The sequence below is a fragment of the Oleiphilus sp. HI0043 genome (assembly GCF_001634935.1).
This window is the reverse complement of sequence record NZ_LWEY01001800.1, coordinates 20476-41875: the sequence shown is the minus strand read 5'-3', so window position 1 is coordinate 41875 and position 21400 is coordinate 20476. Positions and strand designations below refer to the sequence as shown.

The following is a 21400-nucleotide window of genomic DNA, read 5'->3' as shown; positions in this document are numbered from 1 at the left end:
TTTACCCTGACTGATTCCGTTGAGATTATGATTACGCTGAGCTGTTCGGAGTGCGCCAGCAGACATATCCATATTAATAACTTTCTTGGCGCCACCTTCTAGGGCAAACAAGGAAAATATGCTGGTATAAGAGAACAGGTTCAACACAGACTTGTCCTGTGCATTTTCTTCAACCCATTGCCAACCTGCACGCATATCCAGGAACACGCCGGTGTTTCGGTTTTTTCCTAGGCTCACATGGCTTTTAAGCTTGTCGCTCAGTTTAGCGGTATGCTCAATCGGGAGTTCACACTCGCTTCGTTGGTAGAGAATAGATGTTTCTAACTCAGGCCAACTGCGTGTTTGTATGATGATCGCTGAAATATACAGATTGTTGTCAAATACTTTTTTGAGACTTGCGGCGATATCATCACTAAGACTTTCTGAAAAGTTTTGCACAAATAAATAGGGCGGGTACCACTCAATATTCAGACTGCTTAGCGCTTCAAAGTATTTACCTCTGCCATGGAAAACGCGAGCCGCTCTATCTTGGTAGCGAGATAGATTGCTAAGTAGTTCTTGTTGAAGAATATCGTTCGTTTGTGCTGACATATAGTGGTTCGTTTTTATCTAGGTTTGAGACTTTGGTGCAAAAAAAGGGGAGTCAAATGACTCCCCTTTCGGTTTAGGCTGCGAATTATGCCACAGACAGACTAGGTTCTGAAGAAACGAACCAATTGTTGCATCTTACTCGCCTGGTCACTCATAGACCTTGACGCAGCGGCAGTTTCTTCAACCAAGGCTGCGTTTTGTTGTGTCATCTCATCCATTTGCGAAATGGCCTGGTTGATCTGTCCAATTCCGTTAGATTGTTCTTTGGCAGCAACATTGACGCTTTCTATACGGCGTGCAACTTGCTCTACGGAGTGGACGATGCCATTTAAGGTTTCACCTGTCTGATTGACTAACATTGAGCCTGACTCGACTTTATTGACACTGTCGCGAATAAGGTCTTTGATCTCTTTCGCGGCACTGGCGGAGCGTTGGGACAAGGTTCGAACTTCACCTGCCACCACTGCAAAACCACGTCCGTGTTCACCTGCCCTTGCGGCTTCCACAGCTGCGTTAAGTGCCAATAAGTTAGTTTGGAAAGCTATCTCATCAATGACGCCGATAATGTCATTAATCTTGTTGCTGGATTCAGAAATTTCTTTCATCGCCTCAACCGCCTGATTAACAACTTGTCCGCCTGACTCGGCTTTCACACGAGCATCGTTAGCTTCGTAGTTTGCATCGTCTGAGTTCTTCTCGCTTTCTTTCACCGTACTGGTAATTTCTTCCATGCTGGCAGCGGTTTCTTCCAGAGAGCTGGCCTGGCTTTCTGTTCGGTTGCTTAGGTCGACGCTGCCTTGTGAGATCTCATTAGCGGACTCATTTACAGAGCTTGATATGCCCATGATTTCACTTAGAACAGAACTCAATTTGCTAAGCGTGGCATTAGCATTGTTAGCGATATTCTCAAAATCACCCTGGTAATTAGTAGAGAGTGCCTGACTCAAATTACCTTCAGCCATTTCTTCAAAGAGCTTGCTCATATCAGAAATGAAGGTGTCGGTATTATCGAGTACGTCATTTAGTCCTGTACTCAATTGCTTGAAGAAGCCTTCCTTACCGGCTATAGCGATTCGCTGAGACAAGTCACCAGCTCTTGCAGCGTTTACGATGTTATCAACTTCTTGCTGAATCATGACCTCATTGGTACGGTCGAACCATTCAACGACTGTTCCGATGCGCTCTTTAGCTTCATTCGCAACGGCATTAACGCGCAACTCCATGTGGCGGCCACCGACTTCGATATGAGCCTGGTGTTCGCCGCTCAAGTTATCAAGCACATTGATTTGATGGTTCGGGTTCTTATGGAATTGGTCAATACTCTGGCCCAATAAGTTATCGGTATCGAAGTTGGGTAGGGCTGATTTAATTGCCGCTTCTGCATTTTTGAGTGTTTTGATGACCGCAGGGTTCATATAGACAATGGTACGATCATAATCGGCGACCATCACATTGGCGCTGACATTCTCCAATGCTTCTTTTAAGCGAGCATTCTCGTTTGCTACGCGTAACTCATTCTCACGTTTTATCAATGCTTCAGTGTTATCCTTCCATTCAACAACTGTACCGACACGGTCACCGGACTCGGTCTTAACCGGGTTGACTGATAGCTCCATATGGCGTCGACCAACTTGAATATTGGCTTTGTGTTGAGCGCTTAGATTCTCTAGTAGCTCTTTCTGATGGCTTGGGTTTTTATGGAAGATATCAATTGATTGCCCAAGTAAATTGTTGGCATCAAACTGTGGAAGTACTTGTTGAATATCTTCTTCCGCGATTTTAAGTGTTTCAAGTACGGCATCATTCATATAGACGATGTTTCGCTCGGCGTCTGCAACCATTACGTTAGCACTTACGTTATCAAGAGCTTGTTTCAGGCGTACATTTTCAGCAGCCTCTTGTCTTTCCTGCGCTTGCTTGGCGAGCATCTCTGTTTCGTCTACCCATTCAACAACAGTACCTAAACGGTTGCCGTTCTCGCTTTCAACAGGGTTGGCAACAATTCTGAAGCTGCGGCCACCGACTTTGGCAGTACTTTCATAGCTTTGCGTTAAGCTGGCTAGTAACTGTCTTTGATGAGCCGGATTCTTGTGGAAAACATCAATATTTACACCCATCAAGTTATCGGCAGAGAACTTAGGTAAGTCTTTGCGAAGGTCTGACTCAGCATCCTTAAACATTTTTTCGACCGCATTATTGAGGTAGATGATGTTAAGGTCATTATCTGCCATCATCAGGTTGGTATTGGCAACTTTCAGGGCGCTAGTCACACGGCTGGTTTCTTCTGCTCGGCGCTCGAATTCGCCAATCAATTCTGTTTGCATGCGATCTAGAGCGCTCATTAGGTCGCTGATTTCATCTTGCTGAGAGCTTTGTTCGATATGAACTCTTTCGCCTTTGGCAACGGCATTGGAAACTTCGACAGCGGTATTGAGGCGAGTAGAAAGAGATTTGGAAAATGCCCAAGCGATATAAGCAACGATAGACAGAATAATGGCAGCAATAATGAATACCGATATGGCAAAGGAGCGAATCATATCCCCTGCAAAAGCATGCGCTTCAGCGTAGTCGACTTCTGATAGCAGTGCGAATCGGCTACCTTCAAACTCTAGAGGACCATAAGCAGAGAGAACTTCTTCGCCTCGGTAGTCTGGAAAGATATCAAAGCCACTTTCGCCCCGTAAGGCTTTCTCTACACCGGGAGTACGGATTTCTTGGAAGCCAATGTTGGTGTTTTTAAGATCAATTTGCTTAAGCGTCTTCTCGTTTACGCCACTCTCTTTAAGCGCGCTTAAGAAGTTCTCTTTGTCTTCAACCAAGAAGCGGCTCTTGCTCTGAGCTTTGAATTCTTGAGAAACCAGGTAAGTTTCGCCTGAATAGCCCATACCAGACTTTTCCCATTGTTCGTTATGGGTCATGATTCGGTTCAGCTCATCGATAGGCATTTGAAAAGCCAAAACGGCGATTTTCTCACCTTGTTTATTTACCACAGGGCTTGCCATAAAGGAGGCAGGAGCTTCATAAGATGGCGTATAAGACTGAAAAGAAGTAAAGGCTATGTGGTCAGGGTCACTTGCGTTGGCAGCTTCTTTATAGACTTTAGCTAAGTCACTATTTTTATAAGGCCCGGTAAGTAAAGAGGTGGCGTAATCGAGCTCTTTGAAAACGGAGTAAATAATCTCGCCTGAGTCAATATCGATCAAAAAGATGTCGTAATATTGGAATTCGTTAAGGTGCTTTCTAAACTCCGGGTGATACTCTTTGTGTACCTCATTGTAATCGGAGCTAAAGTCGAGTGAGTCTAAGGCATCTTTTTGACCTAAGGGGTTAGCGTTGTCTGCAATGAAGTGATATTGCATTAAACGGGCTTTATCGCTAATGCTGTTAAGTAAATTGCCGGGAGATAATGAAGAGCCTGGATTGCTCTCGGCATAGGTGGCACCAAATTGCCCGGTGTAATAATCTTCTAACTTGTCAGATATTTCGTTGCTACTGACGGTTTTAGGAAAATCATCATAGCTAGCGATGAAGCCTTCAGCTGAGTCGACGACACTATGGCTTGCAGAGAAAGCTTTAAGCTCATGTTTGATAGTCTGTAGGTAGCTGTGAATAAAGTCCTTCTGGGATTCTCGCTGTGTGATGAGCGCTTTCCGTGCTTCGTTTTCAATAACGCTTTCGGCAATATTAAATCCAACACCTGCTGTAATCAGAGCGGTTAATAGTACCGAAACAACGGACACTGAAAGTGATCCGAGGAGAACTTTTCGAGAGATGGACATGGTTGTTTCCTATTATTGCTATTTTAGTTCGTCGTTACTGACATTTTTAGTGTGGTGAAGACGCAACTACTTGTCAGCCGCAATCTATTTCAGCATAGGCCATTTAAGAAAAAGTGCTTAATATTTAGGAGGGGAAGTTCGGCACTGTATTGGTGCGAAAACTGCGCTGGATTAGTTGCTGGGCGAGAAACGAACCAGACTCGTGGTGAGTGGTTCGTTTCTTGTCGGGAGGGGCGTTTACTGGAAGCTGAATACAGAACCGCTTATAAAATCTGTATTTGTTGTGTCGTCACTTAATGCATAAAGGATATAAAAAATGCTGCCGCTGACGTCTTCAGATAGGGCGTAGCCAAATGCGTTTGTTTCTCCTCCCGATAAAACTTGATCTCCTGTTAGAAGGGATGTGTCAAAAGGTGATTCAGGTAAATGTATTTGAGGGTCTGGATTGCCAGTCATAACAGCAATTAATGGTAGATCGAAGTCGCGATTTGATAGGTTTCGGACAAGTGTTAGTAAAGTGCTGCCAGATTTTAAGACCTCGTTTTCTGCATCATATAATACTTCTGCTTCTGCGTAGCTTACGATGACATTTCTGAAATCATTTGTACTGTATATTGCTGACGAACTATGAATTTGATTGCTCGAAGCCTCAATTGATATCAGACCAATATTCTCAGAGCTTAGGGTAATTTGAGCGACGCCATTACTGGTATAAGCCGTTTCGATATGTGTGGTGCCATTATCAGTGATACTAAAACTCACTTCAGTGTTATCTGGAATTGCTCCGCTAGCCGAGTTAGGGCTTAAAGTCGCGGACACAATAGAGCTATCAATACCGTTGTTTAGAATAACGTTTGGAGTCAGTGACAGTGATATCGCTTTAGTAGCGTTAGGGTCTTCCGAGATTGTGAGGCTCAGAGTGTTAGAGCTTATAAGTTCTCCTGAGCTGTTTAGTAACTGGGCAGATATATCGCTGGTGCCGGCTGACAGAGCTTTTAGCAAACCGCTTTGATTAGAAAAGTAGTCATTCGATGCCGTCTCGATAGATACAACATCATTGTCACTGATTATCCAGCTTACTTCTTGGGTGAGATCTTTGCTGCTGTTATCGGAGTAGTCTGCAATGGCACTCAGTTGCAGTTCATCGTTAACGTTTATCGCGCTAGCAGGGCTGGTAATAGCAATAGAACTTAGTATTGCGTCCGTCACTGTGAAGGTTGCGCTGGACGATAGGCCTTCAAAGCTGGCGCTGACACGTGTACTACCGGGGGCAACGGTACGAATTAGTCCTGGGCTATCTACATTATTGTCGACAGTAATAAGTTGATTGTCTTCGCTTTGCCAGGTGACGAGGTGGGTGATGTCTTTAGTCGATGCATCGGTATATAAGCCACTTGCTTTGACTTGTTCTGTAAACCCAGCCGGAATACTTGTGTTATCGCTCGTCAGTGATATTGATTGAAGTGTCGCACTTGTTACTGTCACTAAACTAATACCACTGATTCCTTCTAGTTCGGCAGAGATCAGGGCTTCGCCTTCTGCATTAGCGCTGATAACCGGAGCGCTAGGGCTTTCTACGCTTGCAACAGTACTAGAGCTTGTGTTCCAGTTGGCCTCTTTACTGATATCAATTTGTTCTCCATCAGAATAGGAGCCTAAAGCAATGGCTTGTATTTGAAGCCCGTTAGCTAGGCTGATATTTCCTGGCTGAACTTCAATTGCGGTTAATACGGCGTCTTGAATGCTTAGACTAGTCGATATACTAATATCATCCAGGGTGGCGGAAATGTTTACGAATCCCAGTTCTAGTCCATTGACTAAACCTTCAGATAGCGCAGCGTTTGAAATAGAGCCTATTGCCGAGTCGCTCGATGTCCAGGTTACCTGTTCGGTGATGTCCTGAACTGAGCCGTCACTGTATGTTCCTTGAGCACTGAAACTTTGGCTTAGCCCCTTTGGTAGGGAGCTGTTAATAGGAAGAATACTTATATTGCTTAGTACTGCATTGCTTACCGTAACCGTACTGGCAGCATTATGGCCATCTAGCTCAGCACTCAGGCTTGAGCTGCCGATATCCAGTCCGCTAACAAGTGATGAGCCCGCTTCAATTGAGATTATTTCAGGAGAGTCAGCGCTCCAATTGACTTGGCTAGTAACATCTTGGTGGCTTTGATCAGTAAAAATGGCGGTGACGTTTACCTCGCTTTGAGTTCCTTTCGCTAGTGTGATCAATGGCGGGGTCAAAACCAGACTGTCGATTTGAGCCGGGCTGATAACAATGTTTTTTAACCCAGTTGTAGAGCCTTTAATAGCGCTGACTTGCACCTCCCCACTTTGAATGGCGGTAATAAGCTCATTATCGATACTGGCAAGGCTGATATCGCTAGTTTGCCATGTTACTTCAGCGGTAATGTTTTGGGTGCTGCCATCGGAATAGGTGCCAGTCGCTGATAAAGCAGTAGTGAGTCCGGCAATTAGAGTGTCGGGTAAATCAATTGAAATAGAATGCAATGTAGCAGGAGAAACCGTTAGCTCCAGACTTGTGTTGATGTCGCCAATACTTGCTGTGACATTGGTATTGCCAGCGCTGACAGCGACTACCAAGCCATTTTCATCGACTGTGGCGATGTTGTTATTGCTCGATTGCCAAGAAGTCTCAGGACTAAGGTCGCTTGTGGTGTTGTTCGTATAAATTCCGGTTGCCGTGAGAGTGTGAGATGAAGCAATTGCCAGTGTCAACGCGGCGGGTGTTATGCTAAGTGAACTCAATGTGTATGCAGTAGACGTACTTGAAGCGTGCTCACCCTCATAACTGGCTGTAATGGTTGCGTCACCAGGTGCTAGTGCGGTAAGTAAGCCTTCGTTGGAGATATGCAAAATGCTCGGATCAGAGGAACTCCAGTTAGCGGCTGAGGTGATAATACTTGTTGTACTATTTGAGTAGTGCGCGTTTGCTACCAGCTGCTGGATGCTGCCGACTTCGATGTCGGAAGGCAAGGTGGTAATGCTAACACTATAAAGAACGACAACCTCCACGTCTTGTTGATCTAGCAAATCATTGTGTTCGATAGAGATCGTTGCACTGCCAGCGGTGTTTACCGATAACAGGCCTGTGGCACTTATGCTGATAGCAGTGTTATTACTAGAGGCCCAGATAACATCGTTACTGATGTCTTCGCTTGATGAATCGGTGTAGGTTCCGTTAGCACTTAATTGCACACTGTCGCCGACCTCAAGATCGTCGGGAATGATGCTCATCGCAATGCTGCTTAAAGCAATTACGTTTATGCTGAAACTGGCTGATTCTCCAGAAAAAGCCGCTGTAATCGTAGTACTACCAGCATTGATTGCCGTAATCAGGCCACTGTCTGACACTGTCAGGATATTCGTGTCACTAGAGCTCCAGCCAGCGTCGCTACTTAAGTCAAAACTTGAGTCGTCGGTGTATAAACCGGTCACACTGGCTTGAAAGGTTTCGCCAGATATCATTGTTGTTGGTGGTGTTGATAATGAGAGACTCTGAAGTGAAGGCGTATTATTGGTCTGTTTTCCTGAGCTGCTACCGCCGCTGCAAGCGCTAAGTAATAGTGATATTAAAAAATATGTCAGTACTTTAGATGCGCTATTTATTGAAAAAACGTTGAACATTGAATAGTGATCCTCTTAATATGCGCGCAGTTTAGAGATTTTTCTACAGGAAGTATGTTCCATTTTGTCAACAGAAAGTGAAATTCTATAAAACAGCTTCATATAACTGTTTTCCTAACCGGCAAAATTTCAACAGAAACCCTATTGAGGTTAAGTATGCAAAGTAACATTAGGTACAAGTCTAGCAGTCGTAGAGCTTTGCTCTCGATATTTTTGCTATGCCTTTCAATGAATGTAATGGCTGAACGGGAAGAGAGCGGTGCGGGAGCCAGTTTACAGTTAGTAGCGACCTTCAGTGTTTTGGCTGATATGGCTAAGGCGGTGGGAGGAGATCATGTATCCGTATCTACCTTGGTAGACTGGGGGGAAGATGCACATGTTTACCGCCCTTCACCTCAAAATGTTAAGCATTTATCTAAAGCTGACTTGTTGTTAATGAATGGCTTGGGCTTTGAAGGGTGGTTAGCGCGCTTGGTTGCAGCAGCAGATTTTAATGGCCTGACTGTGATAGCGACAGAAAATGTTCGTTTGATCAGAGAGCGAAAGGATTTGCGTCGACATAGTCATGGTCATCATGGCGAAGAAGAGCATAAGCATAGTAGCGCTTCTCTTGATGAAAATGATGATATTTCCAAGATGGTTGGAAGGGTTGACCCGCATGCCTGGCATAGCTTGCAGGCTGCAAAAGTATATATTCGCAATATCACCAATGCCTTAGCGAAGGTTGACCCTCCGCATGCCGGAGAATATGAAACGAATGCACAGGCATATATTGAAGAATTAGACTTGCTTAACCAAGCTTACGAGAAGAAGTTTTTGGCTCTGCCTGCGTCTCAACGACAAATGGTTGTTCCTCACAATGCCTTTGCTTATTTGGCTCGAGATTATGGTTTGAAAATGCGGAGCTTGCAAGGCATCAGTACGGGAGGAGAGGCTTCTGCAGCACAAATTGCACAAGTAGTTCGTCAGGTTCGGAGCTCTGGCGTCAAGGCGATTTTCGAGGAAAATGTCGCTGACAATCGCCTTATCAAAGTTGTGCAAATGGAAACGGGAGTCAATTTTGGAGGTGAACTGATCTCGGGCGCCTTATCTCATGAGCTAGCGCCAAGCTATCTCGATATGATGCAGTACAATCTAGCGAAAATTTATCAAGCCTTGAAGTAAGCTGGGCTGAGTTATAAGTCCAGTTCTGGAACACTTTGGTCGACGGTACAATGGACAATCCCATCTTTTAGTGTGGCACTGATTTTGTCTCCCGCCTTGAAGTCGCTGCACTGGGTTTGAACTTTCTGTTTATCGGACTTTAATATGGCATAGCCGCGCCCTAAGGTTGCAAGAGGGCTTGCCGTGTGCAGTGTCTGGGCTAGAATCGCCAGTCTGTGTTGCTGTTGTTCCAGGTTTGCATGCTGCGCTTGTACTAGTTTGTCGTAAGCGTTGTTTAGTGTTGCTGCGCTTTGTTCAAGCTTCGCTTGAGGGTTATATCTGAGTAAGCGGTGCTGAAGTATATTCAGACTTCCAGATTTATTTTCAATAGTGTTTGATAGTGCCCGTTTAATGCGCTCTTGAAGTTCTTCAAGGCGTAAACCCTTTTCTTGAAGGGCATCGCCAGGATGTCTTAGTCGTTTTTGTAAGGCATCGATGCTTTGGCTGAGTTGTTTGAATCGATTGTTGATCAAAAACTCCAGGCGCCGTTGTTGTTGATCCAGGTTTTGCATTAATTCGTATTGGTCGGGCGTAATGTGTTCTGCGGCTGCTGATGGCGTTGGTGCCCGGTAGTCTGCTACCAGGTCGGCAATCGTAAAGTCTACTTCATGACCAACGGCGCTAATGATAGGTAGTTCGCTGTCAAAAATAGCACGTGCGACGACTTCTTCATTAAAACTCCATAAATCCTCTAGAGACCCGCCTCCTCGCCCAGCAATTAACACATCTGCAAGGTTGTGGCTGTTGCAGTAAGCGATAGCGTCGGCAATTTGTTGTGCTGAGCCTTCCCCTTGAACCTGAACGGGTAGCAAAATGATCTCTAGTGCAGGGAAGCGACGCTGCGTCACTGAAATGATGTCATGAATGACGGCACCGCTTTGAGAGGTTATCACGGCTGCTTTTTTGGGGATTTGTGGTATAGATTTTTTATGCTGCTGGTCAAACAGTCCTTCGCCAGCCAGTTTAAGCTTTAGTGCTTCAAAAGCGGCTTGTAGTTGCCCAATACCCGCCGGTTCCATGCCTTCAACGATAAGTTGGTAATCGCCGCGACCTTCGTACAAGCTCACTTTGGCTCGAACAATTATCTGGTCACCTTCCTTGGGGATAAACTTTAAGCGTTGGTTATAGCCTTTAAACATGGCGCAGCGGATTTGGGCCTTGTCGTCTTTTAGCGTGAAATACCAATGGCCGGAGCGCGGTCTTGAGAGCCCGGTAATCTCTCCGCTTACCCAGGTTTGAGCGTAGCTGACTTCAAGCATTCGTTTAACTTGACGGTTAAGTTCGCTGACACTCAGTGCCTTGGGTTTAGCAGGTGTATGCTCAGGAATACTGGGGTCGGAAGGGAAGTCTGCGTAAGTCATTGCGATGTCATATTTGGGTGATAAGTTGAGGCGAGTTTAAAATGCTTTGGCGGTATTTACAATTATGCTTGTAAGGAGAGCCCCTCAAGCATTATAATTCCGCGTTTTATCTGGACATAAAGGTTGGCCCATATGTTGCGGATCGCACATGACGCACTGACGTTTGATGACGTTCTCTTGATTCCTGGTTATTCCGAAGTTCTTCCTAACGAAGTTTCTCTTAAAACTCGCCTGACGAAAGGCATCACCTTGAATGTTCCTCTGGTATCTGCCGCGATGGATACGGTGACTGAAGCTCCTTTGGCAATTGCCATGGCGCAGGAAGGTGGCATTGGTATCATTCACAAAAACATGACCGCTGAGCAGCAGGCGGCAACCGTTCGTGCTGTTAAGAAATTTGAAAGTGGTGTAGTGAAAGACCCTATTACCGTTGCTTCAAATATGACGGTACGAGAAGTGTTAGAGCTGACGGCAGCTAACAAAATTTCAGGTTTACCGGTTGTTGACGGTAAAGACTTGGTCGGTATTGTCACTGGCCGTGACATCCGCTTTGAAGGCAGTTTGGATACTAAAGTCTCAAGTATCATGACACCTAAAGATAAGCTGGTGACCGTAAAAGAAGGCGCTACTTCAGACGAAATTCGCGAGTTGCTGCATAAGCACAGAATCGAAAAAGTATTAGTGGTTAACGATAGTTTCGAACTAACCGGCCTTGTAACGGTTAAAGATATCCAAAAGTCGCAAGACTATCCAAATGCTTGTAAAGATGAAGCAGGACAGCTCAGAGTTGGTGCTGCTGTGGGTACGGGTGCTGGCACTGAAGAGCGCGTTGATGCATTGGTGCAGGCAGGTGTTGACGTGATTGTTGTCGATACGGCACACGGACACTCTAAAGGCGTTATTGACCGTGTTCGCTGGGTAAAAGAAAACTACCCGCAGGTGCAAGTGGTTGGTGGTAACATCGCAACAGCTGAAGCGGCGATAGCATTGGCTGAAGCAGGTGCAGATGCGGTTAAAGTCGGAATTGGCCCGGGCTCAATTTGTACGACACGAATTGTGGCTGGTATTGGTGTTCCTCAGGTTTCTGCGGTGGCTAATGTTAGTGCAGCTTTGAAAGAGCTTGATGTGCCTGTTATCGCTGATGGTGGTATCCGTTTCTCTGGTGATATTGCAAAAGCGATTGTAGCTGGCGCAAACAGTATTATGATCGGTAGTTTGCTAGCCGGTACTGATGAAGCCCCTGGTGAAATCGAATTATTCCAAGGTCGAAGCTATAAGGCTTATCGGGGAATGGGTTCTTTAGGAGCAATGGGCCAGTCTCAAGGCTCTAGTGATCGCTACTTCCAGGACATTAAATCTGGCGTCGACAAGTTAGTACCTGAAGGTATTGAAGGTCGTGTAGCGTGTAAGGGGCCGATGACTGCAATCATTCACCAGTTAATGGGTGGGCTTCGTTCTAGCATGGGCTACACAGGTAGTGGCGATATTGAAACGATGCGCACGGTACCGCAGTTTACCAAGATTACCGCAGCGGGCATGAAAGAAAGCCACGTTCACGATGTGACCATCACCAAGGAAGCACCTAACTATCGTGTTGGCTAGGCTTTAAGTACTTTTTAAGTTTTATTTATATTATGCGGGGCATCTTCTAGTAGAGCCCCGTTTTGTCTTTCTAAGAGGTTGATTTAATCCCATGACAGACCGTCAAGATATTCACGCACAGCGTATTCTAATTTTAGATTTTGGTTCACAGTACACTCAGTTAATCGCACGTCGAGTGCGTGAACTGGGCGTTTTCTCAGAGATTCGTGCCTGGGATATGGACGAAGCCGAGATCCGTGAATACAAGCCGACGGGTATTGTCTTAGCGGGGGGGCCTGAGTCTGTGCCTGAGCCTGGTTCTCCACGTGCACCAGAAGTTGTTTATAGCTTGGGTGTGCCGGTTTTAGGGATCTGTTATGGCATGCAGACTATGGCCGAACAATTAGGCGGCAAGGTTGAAAGCTCTGATGTACGAGAGTTTGGTTATGCCCAGATTAAATCTGAAGGTGATAGTGCTTTGTTCAAAGATATTGCAGATCACATTGAAGGTGCAAACCGCTTATTAGATGTATGGATGAGCCACGGTGATAAAGTTACTGCGATGCCTGAAGGTTTTGAGTTGATGGCCTCAACTGAATCTTGCCCTATTGCTGGTATGTACTGTGCAGAGAAGAATTTCTTTGGTATCCAGTTCCACCCTGAAGTAACGCATACCCTGCAGGGTGAGCGTATTTTAAGTCACTTTGTAAAAGATATTTGTGGTTGTGAATCACTTTGGACGCCAGCAAAGATTATTGAAGATCAGATTGAACGAGTTCGTGCCCAAGTGGGTGATAAGAAGGTCTTGCTAGGTCTATCTGGAGGTGTTGATTCTTCAGTGGTTGCGGCGCTATTGCATAAAGCCATTGGTGATCAGTTAACCTGTGTTTTTGTCGATAACGGCTTGTTACGTAAGAACGAAGGCGACATGGTGATGGAGATGTTCGCCGAAAACATGGGCGTCAAAGTCATTCGTGCTGATGCTGAAGACTTATTCTTGGGTAAGTTAGAAGGTGTTTCTGATCCCGAGAAAAAGCGAAAAATCATTGGTAATACCTTTATTGAAGTCTTCGATGAAGAAGCAACCAAGATTCAAGACGTTGACTTCTTGGCCCAGGGTACTATTTACCCGGATGTCATCGAATCTGCTGCAGCGAAAACGGGTAAGGCGCATGTTATTAAGTCTCACCACAACGTAGGTGGCTTACCAGACGATATGAAGATGGACTTAGTTGAACCTTTACGCGAGCTATTCAAAGACGAAGTTCGTAAGATGGGCTTAGAGCTAGGTCTGCCTTACGACATGGTGTATCGCCACCCCTTCCCAGGGCCTGGCCTAGGTGTTCGTATTTTGGGGGAAGTGAAGAAAGAATATGCAGAAGTTTTGCGCGAAGCCGACGCTATCTTCCTGGAAGAACTTCATAAGGCAGACTGGTATCACAAAACATCACAGGCATTTGTTGTCTTCTTGCCGGTTAAGTCGGTGGGTGTTGTAGGGGATGGTCGTCGTTATGAATGGGTTGTTTCGTTACGTGCCGTTGAAACAATTGACTTCATGACCGCTCGTTGGGCGCACTTGCCTTATGAATTACTAGAGACGGTATCGAATCGAATTATTAACGAGATCGAGCATATTTCGCGTGTCGCATACGATGTCAGCTCTAAGCCGCCAGCGACGATTGAGTGGGAATAATTAGTAAGAAATGACGAAAGATAAGGTCGCATCAAAAAACTCTGGTAAGGAGCAACGCATAATTGATGAGCGTTGGATGCGACGCGCCTTGAACCTTGCAGAAAAAGCGGGCGCTGAAGGTGAAGTGCCAGTTGGAGCTGTCTTGGTTAGAGGTGAAGAGGTTTTAGGTGAGGCCTGGAACCGCCCCATCGCTAGCTGTGACCCGAGTGCTCACGCTGAAGTGAGAGCTATTCGGGCAGCAGCAGAACACGAAAGAAATTATCGCCTGCCTGGTACGACACTTTATGTCACCATAGAGCCTTGCACGATGTGTATTGGAATGCTGGTTCATGCTCGAATTGATCGTTTGGTGTTTGGCGCTCGTGAGCCTAAAGCGGGTGCGGTAGTGAGTCAGAATAACTTATTGAGTCACCCTTCCATGAATACCGAAATAGTCTATGCTGAAGGAATATTGGCGGAACAATGTAGTCAGATAATACGGGACTTCTTCGCGTTTCGCCGCCAACAGAAAAAACAGATCCGGCAGAATGCTTCACAATAATATTTTTTTCATATCAATCTTTTATAATAATCAAGCTAGGCTGTTGGATAGATAAATTCAGAAACAAAGGAAAGTAGAAAGAATGAAAGTACTTGTAACGGGTGGTGCGGGCTATATTGGTAGCCATGTTGTAAAACAGTTGGGTGAAGCAGGCCATGACATAGTGGTTTACGATAACTTATCGACCGGCTATGAGTGGGCGGTGACCTATGGTGAGCTTGTTGTTGGTGATATTGCTGATGTTGAAAAACTTGATCAGGTTTTTGCCAAGCACAAGTTTGAAGCAGTCTTACATTTTGCCGCGAACATTGTGGTGCCCGAGTCAGTCGTAAATCCACTTAAGTACTACAGTAACAATACTCGTAATACCCTGAATTTACTGACTATTATTGAAAAGTATAAAACGCCTTACATGGTATTTTCGTCAACGGCGGCTGTTTATGGTATGCCGGAAGAGAAAGTAATTAGCGAAGATATGCCACTAGCGCCAATCAACCCTTACGGCGCATCGAAAATGATGAGCGAGCAAATGATTCGTGACCTGTCGGCAGCCAGCGATTTGAATCATGTGATTTTGCGTTACTTTAACGTTGCCGGTGCTGACATTACCAGCCGTTTGGGGCAGGCAACCCCCGAAGCGACTCATCTGATCAAGGTCGCTTGTGAATGTGTAACAGGTGAGCGCGATGGTATGGTGATCTTTGGTACGGATTATGAAACACGTGATGGTACCTGTATCCGCGATTACATCCATGTTGATGATTTGGCTAAAGCGCATGTTATGGCGCTCGATTACATGGCGAAAGGCGGTGAATCGCAAATCCTAAACTGTGGTTATGGCCGTGGCTTTACGGTCAGTGAAGTAATCGATACGGTTAAGGAAAAGTCAGGGCAAGACTTTCCGGTTGAAAATGTCGACCGCAGAGCAGGTGATCCTGATGCGCTGATGGCAAATAATGCCAAAATCAAAGCAGTACTAGGCTGGGAGCCAGATCATGATGACTTAGGTGTGATCGTTAAGTCTGCTTTGGATTGGGAAGCTAAGTGGCAGAAACAAAAAGCTGAGAGTGCAGGCGCTTAATGGCAGACTTCAAACTCGACTCACGCCTGGAAAACGATACGATTCACATAGCGTCTTGGCCATTGTGCGAAGTCTTATTGATGAATGATGTTCAGTATCCATGGCTTATTCTTGTTCCTCGCGTGGGTGATGCAACGGAGTTGTATCACTTAAGTGATGAGCAACGTCAGCAGTTAGATCTTGAGTCGATGTATCTTGGGCAAAACCTAATGCAGCTATTCTCGGGTGATAAGCTTAATATTGCCGCCTTGGGGAACGTTGTAAAACAGCTACATATTCATCATGTTGTGCGTTTTGAAGGTGACCCGACATGGCCAGCGCCAATTTGGGGTAAATTGCCTGCTCAGTCTTATAGCACAGATGAACGCCAGGCTACCTTGCTCAAGCTTAAGCGTATTATTGATAAAGACTGGTCTAACTAGTTATTGTCAATGAAGTACGACAGTTCAGCCGTTTCCAAATACCTGGATACCTATGCAGAGCCTGATATCCAAGCTCTGCAACGCTCCCTGGAAAGACCTTTCGACGCTGTGCTGGTTATTCCTGTTTATGATGAGCCCATCACTCAACTCTTAAAGATTATCGATAAAGTTAGCGCTCATTCGGCTGTTTTGATTTTCGTTTTCAATGCACCGGATGTTGATGAGCCTGAAGTTGCTGCTGCGCAGCAGCGAACACGAGAGGCGCTTGAAAGTCTGGTAAAGCAAACGCAGGCTAGGCAAGAGTCTGAGCTATTTCGAGCTAATATTTCCTCCACGCTGACCCTATATTGTATGAGCTATTGTCACGCGGAGCGCCTGTTGTCACCAAAGCAGGGAGTTGGGCTTGCCAGAAAACTCGGTATGGATCTCGGCCTAAAGCTCGTGCAGCAACAATATTTGAGTACCGGGAAACTAGCCGATTGGCTGCATTCAAGTGATGCGGATGTGAGTTTACCTGAGAGCTATTTTAATATCTCAGTGGATGACTCAAGCGCTGCCGCTGCGATTTACCCCTTCAAACATATTGCTGAGCTCGGGTATGAAACAGCGATGAGCTTGTATGATCACTCCTTGCGTTATTATGTTGATCAACTCCAGCAGGCTGGTTCACCTTATGCCTTCCACACAATCGGGTCATTGATAGCTGTTAGCCCTATCGCTTATGCGCTGGTGAGGGGGTTCCCGAAACGTTCAGCAGGTGAAGACTTCTATTTATTGAATAAGCTCGCGAAAGTTGGGCGTATTCATTCCTTGGAAGCTCCCACGATAGAAATTTCCGGGCGTCCTAGTCACCGTGTTCCCTTTGGCACCGGACCTGCGCTGCTAAAAATTAGCCGCATGGAAAAACCTGACAAGGTTTATACTTTCTATCATCCACAGTGCTTCAAACTGTTAAAAAAACTTCTAAGTATCATTTCAAATTCAGGACAGTCCTTCTCGTCTGCTGAGCTTCTGTTTGAAGCGATTAAAGATACAATGAGTGATGTCGATAGTGCAGCAGTGATTCAAGCGCTCTGTAATTTGAAGATAGAGAAGCAATTTAAACATCTTTCCCAAAAACGTGATTCGATAAGCTTTCAACGCGCTTTTCATATCTGGTTTGATGCTTTCGTCACGCTGCGCTTTATTCACGAAGTGCGTGACAGTCACTACCCGAATGTTAGTTTTAATGAGCTGCCTGAATTATCAAGCGAGATAGACCGGTAAGAGAGTTTTGATGACAGATACCTTAAGCAGAAGTGGAAAGCAGAGTGTGATTTCAGGTTTGATTCCCTGGGAATACCAAACCGGTTCAGGCATGACTTTAAGAGGCCATTACACCGAGCCTAGCGGTAAGCCTATGATCCACTTTATTCATGGTAATGGCTTCTGTGGCCTGACTTTTGAAAATCTTTTATCGCACTTTCAAGCTGATTATGACTTGTTTATCAGTGATGGTCAGGGGCATGGCGACAGTGATGCTGGTGGAAAATACCCAGGTTGGAATCGAAGTGCCAAGTATTTTGCAGAGGTATGGTCGAATTTTGAAGGTATGTGGGGCAAGGTGCCACGCATCGCGATGGGGCATAGCTATGGTGCCATCATGTCGACACTGATTATGTCTAGGCAGCCGAAATTATTCGATATGGGAATCCTAATGGACCCTGTCTATATGCCTCCAGTGATGGCGCGAACCGCGACAAGCCTAAAGACGCTTGGTTTGTCAAAGCGGATGCCCCTCGTTCGACAAGCCAAGGCTCGAACAGAGTCTTGGGAAAACTTCCAGGCCGTTTGGGATTACTTATACCAACGAGGTACTTTTAAGGGCTGGAAAGATGAGTGTCTTAAGTCTTATATTGACCATGCATTGATTGAAAGTGACGATGGCTCAATGCGCTTGAAATGCCCGCCTCGTATTGAAGCATCTATCTTCTCTGCTTATGCTAAGGGACTATGGCCAGCGATTCGCCGCATTGAAGCACCGATGACCATGCTCTATGGTGATCGGACTTACCCCTTTGTGAAACGCTCTAAAGCAAAAGTTCACGAAGCAAATTTGAATTACGATTTTATTGAAATGCCGGGTGGGCACTGTTTTATGCAAGAACAGCCTGAGCGCACGGCGCAAGAGATCAAACAAAAACTACGATTTAGTTTGTAGGTTTATGATGCGTTTAAGAGATCTAAAAGGCTTGGGTCCAAAAAGCGAAGCGGACTTGCTTGCTGTTGGCGTCTGTTCTGTAGAAGAGTTAAATCGGATTGGTCCCATTGAAGCATTTCTCAAGCTTAAAGCCTCGAATGATAAAGTCAGCCTAAATTTTCTGTACGCTTTAGTTGGTGCTGTTAAAGGTGAACATTGGCTAGACGTGGCCCGGCGAGAGAAGTCTTATTTGCTTAGCGAGTTAGATGGTTGCCAAGAGCTGGAGAGGATGTTTTCTCAAGATACTACGACTTAAGCAAGTTAGAGCCTTATGGTTATTCATTAAAAAGCATTTGTTAAAGAAGAAAGAAGTGAACTTCTTGAGCTACGTTAAAGTCTGCATTTAAGACTCTGACAACTCTAATAGGGTGCGCCATGCGCACCTCTGAACTCCGTGGCTCAAACAAACATAAATAGGGGTGGCCAAACCAATTCCCCCAGGCCTGTAGGCAGAGCCTTCCACGGCTCGCATGAGGGCTAGCACGAGGTTGATCAAGCGAGAGGTGGATCCTATGCCTACGGAGGAGACGATCAAACTCCGCTGGTGCGCACGGCGCACCCTATTGATATAGAAACGTCAGCTTTTGGCACTACTTTGTCACACATAACCATCAAAGCAATAAATCGCAGCCAATAAAAAACCCGACTAAAGAGTCGGGTCAAAGAAAATCATGAAATCTGTTTCCGAAACCGTGGGCCTGAATCGCTGTTCCGTACTTCGATGATGTAATCATATGACAGGTGATGCCTTGGGTCTGTAGCAAAAGTTTTGCGATGTGTAACATTTGATTAACAAGATCTTTTTTGAGTTGTGAACTGTTACCTAGCAAATTCTCGGTAATTGGTCAGCGTAACGCCACTCAATCAGGCGTTTACCGCCAAAGTTTGTAGTGAGTTGAATCAGCTCGTTTTCATCTTTGATTAGTTCGCCAATGATTTCAGCATCTCGACCTTTAGGGTGTTGTTTCATCACTTGCAGCAGTTGTTTCGTCTGCTCAGCTGGGCAGATTGCAACAAGTTTACCTTCGTTGGCAATATGCAGTGGATCTAAGCCTAGTAGTTCAGCCGTTGCGGCGACTTCAGGTTTAATAGGAAGGTTTGCCTCTTCCAGGCTAATACCTAAAGCTCTGCCTTGGCATAGTTCGTGTAAAACCGCAGCGAGTCCACCTCGGGTTGGGTCGCGCATACAGCGAATAGCGGGGGCAGCTTCCAGCATGCTTTCAACCAGATCATTCAGCGCTTGTGAATCAGACTTTAGAGCGGATGAAAAGTTCATACCTTGCCTTTGAGACATAATGCAGGTGCCGTGATCTCCCAGGGTTCCGCTGATAATGACTTTGTCACCAGCCTTTATATTCACAGGTGATAAGTTGATGTCTTCAGGCAATGCGCCTATTCCTGTGGTGTTGATGTAAACACCGTCACCATGGCCTTGCTCTACCACTTTCGTATCACCGGTAACGATTTTAACCCCAGCCTCTTGGGCTGCCTCAGCCATAGAGTCGACAATGCGTTTTAGTTCAGAAAGCGGGAAGCCTTCTTCTAGAATAAAGCCAACACTTAGGTAGAGGGGCTGGGCACCTGACATGCAGACGTCATTGACTGTGCCGTGCACCGCTAAACTACCGATATTCCCGCCAGGGAAAAATAAAGGGGAGATGACATGGCTGTCGGTGGCCATGGTAATGCGAGACTGTGGTAGTGAAAGTGTTGCTTGATCAGACTTTTCTTGTAGGTAGCTATTATCGAAAGCTGGCAAAAAGAGTTCATCAATTAACGTGGCTGACGCTCGGCCACCACTTCCATGAGCCATCTCGATGAACCCATCCTTGAAATCCAGTGTGCTTGAGGTTTTGTTAGTCATTGGCGGGGCTCTGTCTACTGGGTGTTGGGTTGATAGCGATAGTAAGCTGCGCACGCGCCTTCAGATGATACCATGCATGAGCCAAGCGGGTTTTCAGGGGTGCAGGGCTTGTTAAATAGTTTGCATTCGTAGGGTTTTTTTTGCCCCGTCAAAACGGCAGGGCATTCACAGGCTTTGTTGTCAGATGCGATGTCATTGCCGTTTTTTGCGAACGTATCCTTATAGATATACTCGGCATCAAATTGTTGATATTCCTCTCGCAGCTTTAAAGCGCTGTCAGGCATTTCTCCGAGGCCTCGCCATTCGAAACTCTGTCGAAGGTCTAGGTACTTCTTGGTCAGTGCCTGTGCTTTCTGGTTTCCCTCAAAGCTTACTGCGCGCGTATATTGGTTTTCAACCTGGCAGGTGTTTCGGTTAATTTGGCGAACAAGCATTAAAATAGACTGAAGGATGTCCAAGGGTTCAAAGCCGGAAATGGTAATGGCTGTCTGGTAATGTTTGGCAAGTTCAAGATAAGGGCGTTCACCAGTGATAACGCTTACGTGGCCAGGGCCAATTAAACCATCAAGTACTCTAGTTCCAGCTTGTTTAGCTGGCTCTAGAATACCGGTGATTGCCGGAGGTGTCAGTACGTGGTTGCAGTAGATAAATAGGTTTTTAATATTGGCTTTGACAGCGGCGTCGAGCATAGCAACTGTAGGAGGCGTTGTCGTTTCGAAGCCAACAGCAAAGAATACGATATCCTTGCCAGGGTTATCTTGAGCCAGTGTTAGTGCTTCGAGCGGCGAGTAGAGCATGCGCACATCAGCTCCTTGGGCGCGTGCTTTTAACAAGCTCATTGTTTTGCTGCCGGGTACGCGCAACATATCACCATAAGAGCAGAGAATCGTATTTGGCTGCAGTGCGAGCGAGATAGCATTATCGATCGCGCTAATGGGCAGGACACAAACAGGGCAGCCGGGCCCATGGAGCAAGTCGATATTTTCAGGAAGTAAGTCAGGGATACCATAGCGAAAAATGGTATGCGTGTGCCCACCACAAAATTCCATTAAGCGATAGCGTTTATCACTCTGTACTTCATTGGTTATGCTTTGGCTTAGTTTCTTGGCCAGCGAACCTTGTCGGAACTCGCTGATGTACTTTAACTCTGGTGAGGCTTTTGTTTTAGCGCTCATCAGTCTCTCCTTGTGCAAAGAGCGCTAGTGTTCGTTTGGCCTCTTCTTCATCCAGCTTATTGAGCGCATAACCAACATGTAAAATAACATAGTCGCCGACATGGACATCTTCGACTAGTGCCGTCGAAATCTTGGTCTTCACACCGCTTAGCTCAACGATCGCTTGTTCATCATCGAGAAGTGTTTCAATTTTTACCGGAAGTGCAAGGCACATGGTGCTGA

General features: G+C 45.8%; 16 protein-coding genes. 9 read left to right on the top strand and 7 right to left on the bottom strand.

Annotation, left to right across the window (positions count from 1 at the left end; all coding sequences use genetic code 11):
- The 3 genes from A3729_RS27745 to A3729_RS27735 all read right to left on the bottom strand — a co-directional run.
- On the bottom strand, positions 1 to 591 hold a 591-nt coding region (locus tag A3729_RS27745), incomplete at its 3' end, for a class I SAM-dependent methyltransferase (RefSeq protein WP_197476186.1).
- A gap of 101 nt (positions 592 to 692) precedes the next feature.
- Complete coding sequence (locus A3729_RS27740) at positions 693 to 4370, bottom strand: methyl-accepting chemotaxis protein (RefSeq protein ID WP_068511804.1); 3678 nt, start codon at positions 4368 to 4370, stop codon at positions 693 to 695.
- Between the two features lie 237 nt (positions 4371 to 4607).
- Positions 4608 to 8018, bottom strand: a complete 3411-nt coding sequence (locus A3729_RS27735; protein ID WP_068511807.1) for an Ig-like domain-containing protein — start codon at positions 8016 to 8018, stop codon at positions 4608 to 4610.
- Between the two features lie 156 nt (positions 8019 to 8174).
- Here A3729_RS27735 and A3729_RS27730 point away from each other — a divergent pair, with 156 nt between their 5' ends.
- On the top strand, positions 8175 to 9182 hold the full coding sequence (locus A3729_RS27730; protein WP_068508834.1) for a metal ABC transporter solute-binding protein, Zn/Mn family: 1008 nt from the start codon (positions 8175 to 8177) through the stop codon (positions 9180 to 9182).
- 11 nt (positions 9183 to 9193) lie between these two features.
- On the opposite strand, the gene xseA is transcribed toward A3729_RS27730, so the two are convergent.
- Entirely contained in the window at positions 9194 to 10582 is a 1389-nt protein-coding gene (xseA, locus tag A3729_RS27725; protein ID WP_068511810.1) for an exodeoxyribonuclease VII large subunit, read from the bottom strand.
- Positions 10583 to 10714: 132 nt separating this feature from the next.
- Here xseA and guaB point away from each other — a divergent pair, with 132 nt between their 5' ends.
- The 8 genes from guaB to A3729_RS27685 all read left to right on the top strand — a co-directional run bounded on the left by guaB (position 10715) and on the right by A3729_RS27685 (position 18395).
- Positions 10715 to 12184 carry an IMP dehydrogenase gene (gene guaB, locus A3729_RS27720; RefSeq protein WP_068511812.1) on the top strand — a complete coding sequence of 490 codons (1470 nt, stop codon included), beginning with the start codon at positions 10715 to 10717 and terminating at the stop codon, positions 12182 to 12184.
- A 91-nt stretch (positions 12185 to 12275) separates the two neighbouring features.
- Positions 12276 to 13856, top strand: coding sequence for a glutamine-hydrolyzing GMP synthase (gene guaA / locus A3729_RS27715; RefSeq protein WP_068511815.1), 1581 nt, complete (start codon positions 12276 to 12278; stop codon positions 13854 to 13856).
- A 10-nt stretch (positions 13857 to 13866) separates the two neighbouring features.
- On the top strand, positions 13867 to 14397 hold the full coding sequence (tadA, locus tag A3729_RS27710) for a tRNA adenosine(34) deaminase TadA (protein WP_068511818.1): 531 nt from the start codon (positions 13867 to 13869) through the stop codon (positions 14395 to 14397).
- 82 nt (positions 14398 to 14479) lie between these two features.
- A complete protein-coding gene (gene galE, locus A3729_RS27705; protein ID WP_068511821.1) occupies positions 14480 to 15478 on the top strand; it encodes a UDP-glucose 4-epimerase GalE in 999 nt (332 codons plus the stop codon).
- Positions 15478 to 15900, top strand: a complete 423-nt coding sequence (locus A3729_RS27700) for an HIT domain-containing protein (protein ID WP_068511823.1) — start codon at positions 15478 to 15480, stop codon at positions 15898 to 15900. Before galE ends, A3729_RS27700 begins: the two co-directional genes overlap by 1 nt.
- 9 nt (positions 15901 to 15909) lie before the next feature.
- Positions 15910 to 17166 carry a hypothetical protein gene (locus tag A3729_RS27695; protein WP_068511824.1) on the top strand — a complete coding sequence of 419 codons (1257 nt, stop codon included), beginning with the start codon at positions 15910 to 15912 and terminating at the stop codon, positions 17164 to 17166.
- Between the two features lie 10 nt (positions 17167 to 17176).
- Entirely contained in the window at positions 17177 to 18100 is a 924-nt protein-coding gene (locus tag A3729_RS27690) for an alpha/beta fold hydrolase (RefSeq protein WP_068511827.1), read from the top strand.
- A 4-nt stretch (positions 18101 to 18104) separates the two neighbouring features.
- The gene (locus A3729_RS27685) at positions 18105 to 18395 is read left to right on the top strand and encodes a TfoX/Sxy family protein (RefSeq protein WP_082865380.1); all 291 of its coding nucleotides are present in this window, start codon (positions 18105 to 18107) and stop codon (positions 18393 to 18395) included.
- Between the two features lie 567 nt (positions 18396 to 18962).
- On the opposite strand, the gene hypE is transcribed toward A3729_RS27685, so the two are convergent.
- From hypE to A3729_RS27670, 3 genes are read right to left on the bottom strand one after another with little or no spacing between them, the layout of a single operon-like run.
- Positions 18963 to 20003, bottom strand: coding sequence for a hydrogenase expression/formation protein HypE (gene hypE, locus A3729_RS27680; RefSeq protein WP_068511830.1), 1041 nt, complete (start codon positions 20001 to 20003; stop codon positions 18963 to 18965).
- Between the two features lie 14 nt (positions 20004 to 20017).
- A complete protein-coding gene (gene hypD, locus A3729_RS27675; protein WP_068634503.1) occupies positions 20018 to 21178 on the bottom strand; it encodes a hydrogenase formation protein HypD in 1161 nt (386 codons plus the stop codon).
- Entirely contained in the window at positions 21168 to 21392 is a 225-nt protein-coding gene (locus A3729_RS27670; RefSeq protein WP_068511835.1) for a HypC/HybG/HupF family hydrogenase formation chaperone, read from the bottom strand. The genes hypD and A3729_RS27670 overlap by 11 nt, the downstream gene beginning before the upstream one ends.
- Positions 21393 to 21400 lie beyond the last annotated feature (8 nt).